Here is a 15705-nt window from a genome sequence, read left to right on the forward strand (position 1 = left end):
ATTCATCAAAACAATCACGGGGCGGGGATGAGCAAGGCATTCGACAAGGGGGCGGCGGGCGCGGCGGTGCTCGCGCTGGGCTTCGCGGCATTGGCGCCCGTCGCGGCGCGCGCGCAGCAACTGACCATGGAACGCACGGGCGACACGTGCGTTGTGCGCACAGCGGCCGATGCGACGGGCACGCCGATCGATTGCGCGCTGTTCGACCAGGCCAGCATCGGCGTGCAGGCGATGACCGGCAGCGGCCACTTCAAGGCCGACGGCGTCGGCGATGGCAGCGACGATGCGATCGCGACCGGCGTGAACTCGGTCGCCGCGGGCGCGAACGCGATCGCCAACGGCGCGGCAAGCAGCGCAGTCGGCTACCAGAGCGATGCGGAAGGCGACTACGCGACGGCGCTCGGCAGCAGCAGCCTCGCGTTGGGCACGGGTTCGACCGCGGTCGGCAGTGGTGCGAATGCGCTCGGCACCGAATCCACCGCGACGGGCTACGGCAGCGTCGCGAGCGGCGAGTACGCCGTCGCCAACGGCAGCGGTGCGAACGCGACCGCGAACTACGCCATCGCGCAGGGCAAGGACAGCATGGCGATGGGCGATGCTTCGATCGCGATCGGCGTGCAGAGCATGGCGCTCGGTGTCGACAGCATCAGCATGGGCGCAGGCAGCCAGGCCAGCGAACTCGGCACGGCCGTCGGCACCTTGAGTTACGTCGGCGGTTTCGGATCCAGCGCATTCGGCCACAGCGCGTTCGCGGATGGCGACTTCTCCCTCGCACTCGGCGCGGGTTCGACGTCGACGAGCACCGGCGGGATCGCCATCGGTACCGACACGTATGTCGATCCGGCCGCGATGCATGGCATCGCCATCGGCAGCCTGAGCACGGCGCTCGGCGCGAACTCGATCGCCATCGGCGGCCTGTGGACGACCGCGGGCGCCGACGGCGCCGTCGCGATCGGCGGCACGATGGCCTGCGAAGGTTTCATGTGCATCGAAACGAACAACGGTGCGTGGGGCATCAACAGCACCGCGCTCGGCGCGGGCGCGTCGGCGTACGCCGATGGTGCGACGTCGGTCGGCGCGGGTTCGCAGGCCGGCGGCCTGACGTCGGCTTCGCTCGGCCACTCCGCGTATGCGAACGCCGACAACGCATTGGCGCTCGGCGCGCGCGCGATGGTGTGGGCGGCGAACGCGGTGGCCATCGGCGCCGATTCGTATGCCGATCGCGAGAACACGGTGTCGGTCGGCAACAGCTGGGGCATGACGCGCCAGATCGTCAACGTCGCCGACGGCACCGAGGCGAACGACGCGGTGAACAAGCAGCAGCTCGACGTGGTCGACGCGCACGTCACCGAAGTGGACAAGCGCGTCACCAACGTCGAAGGGCGCGTCGACACGCTCGAAACGCAGATCGGCGACGTGTCGGGTGTGGTGACCGCCAAGCTGGATTCGATCGCAGTGGCGATGGGCGGCGGTGCGATGTTCGATGCGAGCGGCAACATGACCGCGCCGTCGTTCTCGGTCGGCGGCGGCACGTACCACAACGTCGGCGATACGATCAGCGCGATCGACGCCTTGCTCGGCGACTTCGATTCGCGCATCACGCAGATCGAAGGCAACCCCGGCGGTGGCGGCAGCACGATCCCGACGGGCACCGGCGACGGGCTCGCGATCGGCGCCGGCAGCCACGCCCAGGACACGACCGACACCGCGATCGGCACCGGCGCGACCGTCAGTGCCGACAACGCGGTCGCACTCGGCGCGGGCTCGGTGGCGAACGAAGCGAACACCGTGTCGGTGGGCAGCGCAGGCAACGAACGCCGCGTCACCAACGTCGCCGCAGGCACGAACGCAACCGACGCCGCCAACGTCGCGCAGATGCAGGCCGGCGATGCCGCCACGCTCAGCGCCGCGAACACTTACACCGACGGTCGCCTGCACGCGCTCGATTCGCAGATCTCGCAACTGCAATCGGACGTGTGGTCGCGCCTCGGCGAACAGGACCAGCGCATCGATCGCAACGGCGCGATGAGCGCCGCGATGATGAACATGGCGATCAACGCCGCGGGCGCACGCAGCGATCGCGGCCGCGTCGCGGTCGGCGCGGGTTGGCAGAACGGCGAGAACGCGTTGTCCGTCGGTTATTCGAAGGCCATCGGCCGCGCGACCTTCAGCATCGGCGGCGCATTCACGAGCGATGACCAGTCCGTGGGCGCCGGCTTCGGCGTCGACCTTTGAGCACACACCGGATGACCACTTCCATGCACACGATCCCTCGCAATGTCGCCGCGTGCTCGCTCGCCGCCGCCATCCTGGCCTCCCTTTCCCTTACCGTCTCCGCCGCGGGCGCCGGAACGTCGCCCCCGGTGCGCAAGCTGATGAGCCTGCAACGGCCCGCGGCGGAGGCGACCTTCGATCGCTTCATCGTGAAGGCGCGCACCGGCATCGCGTCGCGCAGTGCATCGCCGACGCTCGATGCACTCAGGAACGCGATCGCGCGTTCGGGCATCGGCGCTGGCATCGGCATCGCCGCGACGGGCAGTTCCGCGCCGACGGTGTCGCGCCTGCGCACGATGGCCACCGGCGCCGATGTGTTCCGCTTCTCGCGCAAACTCACGCGCACCGAAGCCGATGCGGTGCTCGCGCAACTGCGCGCCGATGCGGCCGTGCAGTACGCGCAGCCCGACTATCGCAGGCAGCGCCTGGATTTCACGCCGAACGACACGCGCTTCAACCTGCAGTGGGATTACACGCACCCGACGACCGGCATCCGTGCGCCGGCTGCGTGGGATATCGCGCGCGGCGCCGGCGTGGTCGTCGCCGTGCTCGACACGGGGTATCTCGATCACTCCGATCTCAACGCGAACATCGTGCCGGGCTACGACTTCATCAGCGACGCGCAGGTGGCAGGAGATGGCGACGGCCGCGATGCCGATGCGCACGATCCGGGTGACTTCATCGGCGGCGAAGCGAGTTCCTTCCACGGCACGCACGTGGCCGGCACGGTCGCCGCGGTGGGCAACAACGCGCTCGGCATCGCCGGTGTCGCGTTCAGCGCGCGAGTGCAGCCGGTGCGCGTGCTCGGCCACGGCGGCGGCTACACGTCCGACATCGCCGATGCGATCACCTGGGCATCGGGCGGCACGGTCGCCGGTGTTCCGGCGAACGCGACGCCTGCGGAAGTACTCAACCTGAGTCTCGGCGGGCAGGGGCGATGCAGCGAAGATCCGGCGACGCAGGCCGCGATCGACGGTGCGATCGCGCGCGGCACGACCGTCGTGATCTCGTCGGGCAACAGCAACCTCGACGCGGCGAACTTCTCGCCGGCCAGTTGCAAGGGCGTGATCACCGTCGGCGCGAGCGGCGTCGATGGCGCGCGTTCGTATTACTCGAACTACGGGCCGACGGTGGCGATCTCCGCACCGGGCGGCAATGCGACGAGCGGTTCGGACCCCGATGATCGCTGGATCTGGTCGCTCGGCAACAGCGGCCTGCAGGCGCCGGATCCGAGTCCGGCCGGCGATCGCCTCATCGGCATGATCGGCACGTCGATGGCGAGCCCGCACGTCGCCGGCATCGTCGCGTTGATGCAGAGCGCGGCGGTCGGCGCAGGGCGTGCACCGCTCACGCCTGCGCAGGTGAAGCAGGTGCTGCAGACGACGGCGATCCCGTTCACGATCGCGCCGCCGTTCAACCAGTCGCAAGGCCCCGGCATCGCGAACGCGGCGGCCGCGGTGCTCGCGGCGACCCAGCCGATTCCCGACGACACGAGCACGCTGCTCGTCAATCGCATCGCATCGACCACCAGCGGCGCGGCCGGCGACACGCGCCTGTTCAAGATCGTCGTGCCCGCCGGGAAGACGAGCCTGAACCTGCGCACGTACGGCGGCACCGGAAATGTATCGCTGTACGTTGCGCGGGGTCGCGTGCCGACGGCGTCGAGCTTCGACCGCAGTTCGGTCAAGCCGGGCAACAGCGAAACGGTGCTGCTGTCTTATCCGCAGGCGGGCACGTACTACATGCTGGTCGTCGGCGAAAACGCGTTCGGCGGCGTGTCCGTCATGGGCGTCTACTGAAGCTCGACGCGGAAACAGATTCCGGTCGCAAGCGGCGGGGGCCGCGCGCGCAACGCGCGCGGCTTCCGCATTCGGTTTCCTGTCTGCGACGACTGCAAAACGAATCCGGCGAACGCAGCCGCAAGCGACGCCCGGACAACATCGATCGCGGTGCTTCTGCCGGAACAGCGCCGCCAAACCGGAACGCGCTTCCGGGTTAACACGCCCGCTTCGCCACGCGTGGCAGACGCGATGCATGCAGCGGCCGCAACGGCCTGAACACGAGGCATCGCAATTCGGCGAACAGTCGCTTCCTGTCGCCGATGGAAAGGCAACAGCGCATCGCACCTTTCGTCGTGACGATCGTTCACCGGTCCCGCAACGGGTGACGCCCGCGCTTTCGTGGCACCGAAACTGCGCACGCGGTCAGGCACCGGCCGTCGCGGCGTGCCCGGAGGCGGCGCCGGTACAAGAAGCAATAAAGGGAGACTCCCAATGCGCAAGACACTCCTCGCTACATGCCTGCTGCTCGCCTGCGGTTTCGCAGGCCAGGCGATGGCACAGGACGTCACGGGCAACGTGACAGGCGACAACAACACGACCGACAACAGCAACAACAGCGACAACAGCGACAACAGCAACAATTCGACAGGCGACAACCGCAACAACGCGGGCGATGCGAACGCCACCGGCGCCGGCAGTTCCGCGGCCACCAACGGCGGCACATCGACCGCCACCTTCTCCAATTCCTTCAACACGAGCACCGTCGTCGCAACCACGACACTCAACGGCACGGTGACAGGCAACGCGATCGCGCCGATCGGCAACGTCGCGACCAACAACGGCAGCTCCAACGGCGGCACCGGCAACGGTGGCGCGGCCGTGGGCGGCCCGGGTGGTGCAGGCGGCACGGCCGCCAGCGCGGGCGGACCCGGTGGTGACGGCACCGGCGCAAGCGGTGGCGCGACCGGCGCTTCCACCGCGGGAGGCGGTGATGCGACAGGCACGGGTGGCACCGCGGCCACCGCCAGCGCGGGCGGCGCGGGCACGGGCGGCGCAGGGGGCGCGGCCGCATCCGGTGACGGCGGCGATGTCGTTGCGGCGGGCGGCGACGGCACCGGTGGCGATGGAACGGCCGATGCAGCAGGCGGCGACGGCACGGCGACCGGTGGCGACGCGGATTCCTCCGCGACCGCGAGCACCGGTGACGCGACCGGCACCGGCGGCGACAGCGGCGATGTCGCGACGACGGCCGGCGACGGCGGCGTCGGAGGCAATGCCACCGGCGGCGACGGCAGTGGCGGCGATGCAGGCGACCTCAGCGTCGATGCCGGCACCTTCGATTCGTCGAACTCGATGGACAGCGTTGGGCAATCCGCCGCGGGCGTGATGATGGCCGCGCAGAACAGCGGTGCAGCCGCGCTGATCCAGCAAGGCATGACCGTGCAGGCCAACCTCAACATCGGCGGTGTTTCGCCGTAAGACCGACCGGGCATCCCGGCGCGCGCGCAATGCAACGCACGTGCGCCGGGAGGAAGGAGTCCACCATGGACACGCAATGCAACGCGCGAACCTGCCCACGACGCACGGCCGCGGGGTGCGCATGGCTGCTGGCCTTCGCCGCCCCGATCGCGTTCGCGCAATCGCAATCGTTCGGCACGCCCGTCGACCCGGCCACGCTGGAATCGCAACGCGGCGGCGACGGCACGATCGTCGTCGACATCGATATCGACCTGGTCGGACAAGTCGACGACAACACGGCCTCGAACATCGTCACAGGCCAGAACCTCATCGACGGCGGCAGCTTCGCGAACAGCGCGGGCATCGCCACCGTCATCCAGAACTCCGGTTCGAACGTGCTGATCCAGAACGGCATGGCGGTGAGCGTGCTGTTCGTCGATCCGGGCGTCGCGGCGCCGCCATGATGCAGCGCCGCGCGCATCGGCTCGCTGCGTCGATCGGCCTGGCCTGCGTGCTGGGGGCAACGGGCGCGTTCGCGGGCAACGTGCCGGTGAACGACGGCACCGGCGACTACGCGGTGCGCGTGACCAGCCTGAAGGAAGCGCGCTTCGCGACCGTCATCAGGCAACGTTACGACTTCAGTTGCGGATCGGCCGCGGTGGCGACGCTGTTGACGCATCACTTCGGCCGCCCGGTGCGCGAAGCCGACGTGTTCGCGGAGATGTACGCGACCGGCGACCAGGCGCGCATCCGCAAGCTCGGGTTCTCGCTGCTCGACATGCGTCGTTACCTGCAGGCGCACGGCTTCCGCGCGGACGGCTTCGCGTTGCCGCTCGACAAGCTCGCCGAGGAAGGCGTGCCGGCGATCGTGTTGCTCAACGATCGCGGCTATCGCCACTTCGTCGTGGTGAAGGGCATGCGCGGCAATCGCGTGCTGGTCGGCGATCCGGCGGCGGGGCTGCGCACGATCCGGCGCGATCGCTTCGAAAAGCTGTGGGAATCGCGCGTGCTGTTCGTCGTGCACAACCAGCGGCAACTGGCGCAATTCAACAATCCGCGCGACTGGCGCATCGCGCCCGCCGGTCCGCTCGAACTCTCGATCCAGCGCGACGGCCTGCAACACGTGGTGATGCCGCGGCGGGGACCGGGCGATGTGTGACGCGCGCGCGCTGGTGCTTGCGTTGCTGGCAACCTGGGTCGCGCCAGTGTTTGCGCCGGCACTCGCGCAGGACGCGGCACCGCGCGTGCGCGACCTTCCCTCCGACTGGCAGGCGATCGAACCCGCACGCCTGGCGACGCTGCGCGGCGGCTTCTCGATTCCCGGCGGCGCCAGCATTTCCTTCGGCATCGAGCGCGCGGTGTTCATCAACGGCGCACTCATCGTCGAAACGCGCGCCTACATCCCGGACCTCGGCCGCATGACCGCGGCGGATGCCGAATCCCTGTCGCACGCGATCGCGCCGCTGATCGTGCGCAACGGCGCCGGCAACGCCGCCGACGTCGCGACCGGCGCCGCGGGCACGTTCACGATCGTGCAGAACTCGCTCGACAACCAGTCCATCGCGAGCATGACGACGTTGTCGGTCGGCGTCGGCACGCTTTCCCAGTTCAAGATCCTCAACGCCAATACGACGTTGCAGGATGCGCTGACGGCCTTGCCACGCTGATGCGCCTGCGACCGGCGCTCGCCCTGGCGTTGGCCGCGATCGCGACGGGCGCGCATGCGCAGCAGCAGGTCGCGAAGGACGGCGACGACGCACGCATCGAGCGTCTCGAAGCGCAACTGCAAGCGCAATCGCAACGGCTCGATGCGCTGGAGAAGACCCTGGTCGAACGCGACTTCGAGATCGCGGAGTTGCGCCAGGAGATCGGGCTCGACGACATGCGCGGCCGTGGCACGGCGCAGGGCAAGCCGCAAGCGCAAACGCCGCGTGCGCCTGCGACTGCGCAGGCGCAGCCTTCGTCGCAATCGCAGAATCCGACGCAATCGCAGACTCCCGCATCGCCGCAACAACCCGTCGGCCAGGCACCCGACGTCCCCGAACAACCCCCGCAAGTCGCGCAGATCTTCGACCAGCCCAGCGTGCTCACGCCCGCGGGTTCGTTCGTCTTCGAGCCATCGTTGCAGGTCGGCTACTGGGCGAACGACCGCGTCGCGCTGGTCGGGTACTCCGTGATCCCCGCGTTGCTGATCGGCCTGATCGACGTGCGCCAGGTGAAGATCACCAGCACCACCGCCGCGCTCGCCGCGCGCTGGGGCGTCGCGAAGGGCTTCGAGCTCGAAGCACGCATCCCGTACGTGTACACGACCACCGACACGGTGAGTCGCGAGATCTTCACCGGCACCGCGGTCGATCGCGTGTTCGAAGCCGAGGGCAAGGGCCTGGGCGACGTCGAACTCACCGCGCGTTACCAGTTCAGTCGTTCCGGTCCCGATCGCCCGTTCTACGTCGGGTGGCTGCGCTACAAGAGTACGACGGGCGAAGATCCGTTCGAAGTGCCGACCGATTGCATCACGCGCTGCCTCGGCAACGCGACGGGCACCGGCCTGCCGCTCGAATTGCCGACGGGCACGGGCTTCGATGCGCTGCAGGCAGGCGTGACCTGGTTGTATGCGTCGGACCCGGCGGTGTTCTTCGGCAACTTCAGCTACCTCTACAGCTTCCCGCGCGACAACGTCGAGCGCCTGCTGGTCGGCGGCGAACGCGAACCGCTCGGCGAGATCGACGTCGGCGATGTGTTCGGCCTCAACGTGGGCATCGGCCTTGCGTTGAACGAGAAGGCTTCGATCAGCCTCGGCTACGAACAGAACTTCATCGGCCGCACGCAGCAGAACGGGCAGGATCTGCCGGGCGCGGTGCGCCTGGTCACCGGCACGTTGCTGCTCGGCGCGAGTTATCGCTTCAGCGACACGCGCATGATCAACGTGTCGCTCGGCGTGGGCACGACGCGCGACACACCGGACGTGACGCTGACCGTGCGGACACCTTTCTCCGTCCGCTAAGGGCAATCGACGCCCCGCTTCGCGCGAAACATCGCGCTCGTCTCGCGCTCCGCGCTGCTATCAGCGTGCGGCGCAGCATCCCCAGCATGGACCGCATGGCGTCGGAACGGGATCTCGATCCTCGACATCCCCCGTCGCCTCGAGGGAGGGGCGATGACGATTCGCAGGAGGGCCATGGCGTGCGCGTTGTGCGCCATGTTGGGAGCGACGGGGGCCGCGGGTGCGGTCGAATTGATCGGCGCGGGTCCGGACGTCAGCGGCATCGGCGATGCCTCTGCATCGGGCATCGAGTCGTTCGCCGCGGGCCTCGGCGCGTGGGCGATCGGTGAGCGCAGCACCGCGCTCGGCACGGTGTCGGAAGCGGACGGCGCGTTCGCGGTCGCGCTCGGTTACGGCGCGTGGGCGCGCTACGACCCTGCCATGCAGGACGCGCAGACGCACCAGGTCGCGATCGGCGGCAATGCGATGGCGTTCGGCCACCGCGTGCTGGCGATTGGCGGGCGCGCGACGGCGTTCGCCGGGTGGGACTTCGACACCAACACGGGCGGCACATCGCTCGTCGCGATCGGCACCGATGCGACGGCGACCGGGCGGCACAACACCGCGGTCGGCGATTCGGCGCAGGCGATGCACCACATCGGTGGCGCGTCGGCGTTCGGTTCGTTGGCGTACGCGAACCACGCGTATGCGGCGGCCTTCGGTCACGCGGCGCGCGCGCAACACACCGGCGCGCTCGCGGTCGGTGCGCATGCGCTCGCGAGTGGCGAGCACGGCATCGCGATGGGGCGCAGCGCGTACGCGAGCGGGAGCGGCGCGATCGCGTTGGGCAGCACCGTTGGCACCGATCTCGACGGGGACGCGGGCGCCGACATCGGCGAGACCACGTATGCATCGGGGCAGGGCGCGACCGCGATCGGTGCCTACGCGGCGGCGCAGGGCACGGGCACGCTCGCACTCGGCCGCGATGCGTTGGCGTCCGGCACGGGTGCGATCGCGAACGGTCGCGCGTCGACCGCACTCGGCGTCGGCGCGTTGGCGTCGGGCGACGGCACGCAGGCCAGCGGGCTCGGCGCCGTCGCCCTAGGCGCGACGAGCGCGGCCGACGGCGAAGGGGCGTCGGCGTTCGGCAGCGGCGCATTCGCTTCCTCGCGCGGTGCGGTGGCGATCGGCCTGGACAGTGTCGCGATCGCGGAGAACAGCGTCGCGCTCGGCGCGGGATCGATCGCCGACATCGCCGACGCGGTGTCGATCGGCGCGGCCGGTGCGGAGCGTCGCATCGTGCATGTCGCCGACGGCGTCGACGACACTGATGCGGCGAGCTATGGCCAGTTGCGGCGGCTCGGCGAAGAATTGCAGGTGATCGGTGACGCCGGTGCGCTCGCGGTGCGCTTCGACGATGCATCGCGCAAGTCGATCACGCTCGACGCGGGCACGCAGTTGCGCGGGCTCGGTGCGGGCCGCATCGCCTCGAACAGCACGGAGGCGGTCAACGGCGGGCAGTTGTTCGCGATGTACGACCGGATGGCGGCGGTGTTCGGTGCGCAGGCCGCGATGGGTACGGACTTCAGCGCACCCGCGTATGCGCTCGACAACGGCACGTTCGACGACGTGGGCAGCGCACTGGATGCGTTGCAGGCGCAATCGCGCGGGTTGCGCGATCGTCTTGTCGCACTCGAAGCGGGCGCGCCGCCTCCGCCGCCACCGCCGCCGACGAACGCGCAACCCGAATACATCGACATCGACGGTGCGGGCGACGGCAGCGATCGACCGATCAACCAGGCGGGGTCGCGCAGCGTCGCGATCGGTGCTTCGGCGCGGGTCGAAACCGATGCGACGAACAGCGTCGCCCTCGGCGCGGGCAGCGTCGCCGAGCGTGCGAACACCATCTCGGTGGGCGCAGCCGGCAGCGAACGCCAGGTGACCAACGTCGCGCGCGGCAGCGAAGCGACCGACGCAGTCAACGTCGAACAGATGCAGGAAGCCGACGCGCAGGTGGTCGCCAACGCGCGCCAGTACGTCGACCTGCGCGTGGAGCAGGCGCTCTCCGCGCCGATGGCCGCGATCGGCGAACTGCGCACCGAGATGGACGCGCGCATCGGCATGCAGGACCTGCGCATCGATCGCCACGGTGCGATGACCGCGGCGGCGATGAACATGGCCTCGAGCGCCGCGGCCGTGCGCACGCCCAATCGCGTCGCGGTCGGCGGCGGTGTTTCCGGCGGCGAACAGGCGCTCGCACTCGGCTACCAACGCGCGATCAGCGATCGCGCCGCACTCACGATCGGCGGCGCGTTCAGCGGCAGCGAGAACTCGGCCGGCGTCGGCTTCAGCTTCGGCTGGTGAACGCCATGCCCATGCCGCTCTTTCCTGATTCGACAGGCCAATGGAGGTCTTCGATGCAATCGATTCGTTTCGGACTCGCGGTCGCGCTCGCATTCGCCGCGGCAGCGCCCCTCGTCGCCATCGGCGGCACCTGGTCGACCGGCGGCCTGCGCGACGGCGAACGCCACGCGGGCGTGATCGTGCACTACGTCGATCCCGTCGCGCCGCGCGACGCACGCAGCCTGCACTTGCGCGCCACGTCGCTGTTCTCGAACGCGGTGGCGCGCGCGAAGGTCGCAGGCGTCCGCCTCGCGCAGGTGCGTCAAAGCGTCGCCGGCGACGTGCTCGCCTTCGAGCAGCCGCTCGATCGCCAGGAGATGACGCGCCTGATGCGCGAGCTCGCGGCGGATCCGCGCGTCGCGCGCGTCGAACCGGACCTGGTCCTCACCCACATGGCGATCGCGCGCGCGACGACCACGCCCGACGATCCGGGCTTCGCGACGCAATGGCACTTCCACGACCCCGTCGCGGGCATCAACGCATCGCAGGCGTGGTCGACGACCACCGGCGCAGGGAAGATCGTGGCCGTGATCGATACCGGCGTCGTGCCGCACGCCGACATGGACGCGAACGTGTTGCCCGGTTACGACTTCATTTCGACGAGCTGGCGCTCCGGCCGCCCGACCGAAGGACGCGCACCCGGCGGAATCGATCTCGGCGATTGGTCGAACCCCGGCGAATGCCTGGCGAAGGGCAACGAAAGTACGTGGCACGGCACGCATGTGGCCGGGACGATCGCGCAGGTCACCGGCAACGGGCACATGGGCGCAGGCGTCGCGCACGGCGCGAAGGTGTTGCCGGTGCGCGTGCTCGGCCGCTGCGGCGGGCAACTGTCGGACATCGCGGATGCAGTCGTCTGGGCCGCAGGCGGCGACGTCCCCGGTGTGCCGCCAAACGAAACGCCCGCCGACGTCATCAACCTCAGCCTCGGCGGCGGCGGGCCGTGCACCGCGGGCAACGCGATGCAGAACGCCATCGACATCGCGGTGTCGCGCGGTTCGGTGGTCGTCGTCTCCGCGGGCAACGCCAATGGCGACGCGTCGAAACAGTTCCCCGCGAACTGCACGCAGACGATCGTGGTCGGCGCCACCGACGTGCGCGGCGCACGCACCTACTACTCGAACTTCGGCGCGCTCGTGGACATCGCCGCGCCGGGCGGCGGCAAGGACCCCGCGGATGGCGACGCGGCCTTCATCTGGCAAGCGATGAATGCCGGCACGACGGTCGCGACCGCCGATTCGTTCGAAGGCATCGTGGGCACGTCGATGGCGGCGCCGCACGTGTCGGCGGTCGTCGCGTTGATGCAGGCCGTCTCGCCCGCGCGCATGACCGGCGCGACGGCGGAGCACCTCCTGCGCACCTCGGCGCGTGCGTTCCCGGCGACGCCCTCGATGCCGATCGGCGCGGGCATGCTCGATGCGAGCCTCGCGGTCGCCAGCGCGAAGGCCGCCAACCCGTGCACGATGCCCGGCGGTTGCGTGCCCGCGCAATCGACGCCCGCCGTCGACCGTGTCGCCGCCAGGGTCGAAGCCGGCAGTGGTGCGACGAATGCCGGCCACGTGTTCCGCATCGTCGTGCCGACGGGCGCGAAGCTCGCGAGCGTGCGCACCTTCGGCGGCACCGGCGACGCGACGCTGCTCGTGCGCTACGGCGCCGAGCCGATGTCCAACGCCTTCGACCACCGTTCCGCGCGCACCGGCAACACCGAAACGGTGTCGCTGCGTTCCCCGCGTCCCGGTGTCTGGTACGTCAAGGTCGCCGGCGCGCACGCCGGCGTGTCGCTGCACGCGCGCATCGATTGATGCGCGACGAACCCGGAGCCCTTTCCATGCATCGATCCTTCCTCCGCCGGCGCTGGTGCGCGTTGCTCGCGGCATCGCTGCTGCCGTTCGCCACGCTTGCATCGACCGTCTCGCCGAACAACATCGTGCACCTGATCGAAAACGCCCAGGACATCGTCGTGGGCACGGTGATGACCGTGCACGACGGCATCGATCCGCGCGGCGTGCCCTACACGGAAGTCATGCTCGAGGTCGGCGAGATCTTGCGCGGTGCGCCTTCCGAGGTCGTCGTGTTCCGCCAGTTCGGCCTGCTGCAACCGCGCAAGCTCGCGAACGGCAAGACGCTGTACGCGACGCGCCCGCAAGGTTGGCCGGAGTGGCGCAGCGGCGAGCGCGTGCTGTTGTTCCTCACGCCGCCGGCGAGCGAGACCGGTCTGCGAACGACGGTCGGACTCACGCAAGGCAAGTTCACGATCGTCGGCAACCGCCTGCAAGCCTCCGACGGCGAACGCGCACTGTTCGATCGCATCTCCGTGACGACCGGCCTGCTGGACGAGGGCGAACGCCGCCTGCTCGACAAGGCCACCGACAACTACGACGCCAACGCGTTCCTCGCCTTCGTGCGTCGCGCGGTGGACCAACGCTGGATCGAAACCGGGAGCCTGCGCCATGCGCCGTGATCTGCCGTTCCTGTGCGCGATCGCATTCGCGATCGGCTTCCTGCTCGCGTTGGTGCATTCGATCGCGCGCGCCGGCGGCCCGCTGTTCATCGATGAATCGTCGATGCGTCCCGTCGCCTGGCCCAACGGCGTCGCCGTGCCCGTGTACGTCGACCTCGGCGCGCTCGGCGCATTCGACAACGCCACCGCCGACGCGCTCGTCGCCGATGCGCTGAAGCAATGGAGCGACGTCGACACCTCCGCGTTCACCGCGCACGTCGCCGGCGACTTCGCCAGCATCGGCCTGCCCGACATCACGGGCGCGACCGCGGCAAGCGTCATCGGCGTCGACAATGGCGGCGGCATCCATGTCGTCTACGACCACGACGGCAGCGTCCTGCGCAACTACTTCGGTGTCGACGAGCGTGTGCTCGGCATCGCCATGCCGGAGTTCGGTGAAGGACCGGTGGTGACCGAAGGCTTCGTGTTGCTCAACGGCGCGTCGGTGAGCATGTACAAACCGACCTCGGCGCAGTTCTCCGGCGTCGTCGCACACGAACTGGGCCATGCGATCGGCCTCGCGCATTCGCAGACCAATGGCGCGTCGGCGGTGTACGCCGATCCGACGGGTCCGGATGCCTGCGCGATTCCGTATGCATCGCGCGCACCCAACGACAGCGTCGAGACGATGTATCCGGTGATCGCGTTGTCGGGCGTGGGCGCGCACATGGGCAGCGTCGATGTGCGCGACGATCGCGTGTCGCTGTCCAACCTGTATCCCTCGACGGGCTGGCCCGCGACGCACGCGAGCATCGCCGGCCGCGTGACCTTGCCCGACGGCACGACGGACCTCACCGGCGTGAACGTCGTCGCTCGCAACCTGGCCGATCCGTTCAACGACGCGGTCTCGGCGATGTCGGGCGACCAGACGCACGGACGCATCGGCCCCGACGGTCGCTTCTCGCTCAACGGCCTGACGCCGGGCGCGGACTACGTGTTGTTCGTCGATACGATCGTGCAAGGCGGGTTTTCCACGCCGCGCGCGTTCCTCCCCTATTACCGCGCGAGCGAAGAGTTCTGGAACAGCGACGAAAGCGGCGACGGCGACACCGATGCGCGCTGCGCCTCCACGCCGTTGCGTGTCGCCGCGGGATCGACGACGCCCGCCGACATCGCGATCAACACCCCGGCGAACGAACACCTGCTGCGCCTGCTGCCGTACCCCGGATTCTCGGCGACGGGCGTCTCGACCGATGGACGCGTGCTGGTGGGCACCGTGCCGGCGCCGGCGTCCGACGGACTGCCGCCCTTCGCGCAATACACGATGCGCTGGACCGAAGAGACCGGCCTGCAGCGCGTGCCCGGAAGCCTGGGCTTCGGCGGCAACGCGAAGGTCGACAGCACGGGCGCGACGGTGTTCACCACGTTCGCCGACGAAAACAACGCGACGTTCCCCGGCACCTGGCGCGTGGGCGACGCGACGCATCAACGCCTCGATCCCGGCTACGGCGCGATGGCCATCGCGTGCGATGGCTCGGGCGCCAATGTCATGGACATCGCGCAGGAGGGCGCCGTCATCGTCGGCATGGCCTATCGCGATTGCCGCACGGCGGTGGCGTATCGATGGACCCCATCGACCGGCTACCAGGCACTCGGTGGATTCGGCCCGATCTCCCGCGCCAACGCAGTCAGCGACGATGGCATGACGATCGTCGGCTGGAACGACGGGCACTCGGTGTATCGAGGACGGCAAGGCGTGTGGTGGCATCGCGGCCGGCAGACGTTCGCGAGCCCGGCGCCCGCGTCGGGGACGCAATACTGGGACGATGCGAGCGACGTGAGCGGCGACGGCAACGTCATCGTCGGCTCGCACGCGCAAAGCACCTACGCGTGGCGCGCCACCCGCGCCGGCGAACGGCGCATCCTGCCGAGGCTGGCCATCCCGGGGGTCATGGACGAACGCAACCGGGGCGTGTCGTTCAACGTCGCGCACGACGGCAGCTACGTGCTGGGCAGGTATGGCGACATCTTCGCGTATCGCATGTTCCTGTGGACCGAAGCGCTCGGCACGATCGACTTCAGCGAGTTCCTCTACGCGCAGGGCGCGGACCACGCGCGCGTGTTCGACTTCTTCGCGACACTGGTGGTCACGCACGACGACCGGACCATCATCGGCTGGGGATACTCGAACGGCGTCCCGCTGAACTTCACGTCGCGCCTGGACCAGGTCGCCGTTTGCACGCCCGCGCAGGAGACGCAGTACGTCGCATTCCCGCACGGCATGGACGATGCGGTGCGGGCGGGCTCGCGCGTCGGGCGTTGCGATCGCATCGCCTCGGCGATGTGACGCACGGTGGAGCGCGAAG

11 protein-coding genes are annotated in these 15705 nt (G+C 69.5%); all 11 read left to right on the plus strand.

All coding sequences use genetic code 11. The features are described from left to right. The first annotated feature begins 27 nt into the window (after positions 1–27). On the plus strand, positions 28–2235 hold the full coding sequence (locus tag LK996_RS14800) for a hypothetical protein (protein ID WP_230528139.1): 2208 nt from the start codon (positions 28–30) through the stop codon (positions 2233–2235). Between the two features lie 23 nt (positions 2236–2258). Further along, complete coding sequence (locus tag LK996_RS14805) at positions 2259–4073, plus strand: S8 family peptidase (protein WP_230528140.1); 1815 nt, start codon at positions 2259–2261, stop codon at positions 4071–4073. Between the two features lie 474 nt (positions 4074–4547). Next, a complete protein-coding gene (locus LK996_RS16610) occupies positions 4548–5534 on the plus strand; it encodes a hypothetical protein (protein WP_255657170.1) in 987 nt (328 codons plus the stop codon). A gap of 65 nt (positions 5535–5599) precedes the next feature. Next, on the plus strand, positions 5600–5977 hold the full coding sequence (locus LK996_RS14815) for a hypothetical protein (protein ID WP_230528141.1): 378 nt from the start codon (positions 5600–5602) through the stop codon (positions 5975–5977). After that, positions 5974–6672 (plus strand): C39 family peptidase, encoded by a 699-nt coding sequence (locus LK996_RS14820; protein WP_230528142.1) that lies wholly within the window; start codon positions 5974–5976, stop codon positions 6670–6672. The genes LK996_RS14815 and LK996_RS14820 overlap by 4 nt, the downstream gene beginning before the upstream one ends. Then, positions 6665–7180: a hypothetical protein gene (locus LK996_RS14825; protein WP_230528143.1), complete on the plus strand. Its 516-nt coding sequence runs from the start codon at positions 6665–6667 to the stop codon at positions 7178–7180. The genes LK996_RS14820 and LK996_RS14825 overlap by 8 nt, the downstream gene beginning before the upstream one ends. Beyond that, positions 7180–8517 (plus strand): acetate kinase, encoded by a 1338-nt coding sequence (locus LK996_RS14830; protein WP_230528144.1) that lies wholly within the window; start codon positions 7180–7182, stop codon positions 8515–8517. The genes LK996_RS14825 and LK996_RS14830 overlap by 1 nt, the downstream gene beginning before the upstream one ends. 195 nt (positions 8518–8712) lie before the next feature. Then, positions 8713–10860 carry a YadA-like family protein gene (locus LK996_RS14835; protein ID WP_230528145.1) on the plus strand — a complete coding sequence of 716 codons (2148 nt, stop codon included), beginning with the start codon at positions 8713–8715 and terminating at the stop codon, positions 10858–10860. Positions 10861–10913: 53 nt separating this feature from the next. Further along, entirely contained in the window at positions 10914–12701 is a 1788-nt protein-coding gene (locus LK996_RS14840) for a S8 family serine peptidase (protein WP_230528146.1), read from the plus strand. 26 nt (positions 12702–12727) lie between these two features. Then, complete coding sequence (locus tag LK996_RS14845) at positions 12728–13360, plus strand: hypothetical protein (RefSeq protein ID WP_230528147.1); 633 nt, start codon at positions 12728–12730, stop codon at positions 13358–13360. Continuing rightward, positions 13350–15686 (plus strand): hypothetical protein, encoded by a 2337-nt coding sequence (locus LK996_RS14850; RefSeq protein WP_230528148.1) that lies wholly within the window; start codon positions 13350–13352, stop codon positions 15684–15686. Before LK996_RS14845 ends, LK996_RS14850 begins: the two co-directional genes overlap by 11 nt. The last annotated feature ends 19 nt before the right edge of the window (positions 15687–15705 follow it).

It is taken from the genome of Noviluteimonas lactosilytica, from assembly GCF_020866925.1.
Lineage (GTDB): Bacteria > Pseudomonadota > Gammaproteobacteria > Xanthomonadales > Xanthomonadaceae > Noviluteimonas > Noviluteimonas lactosilytica.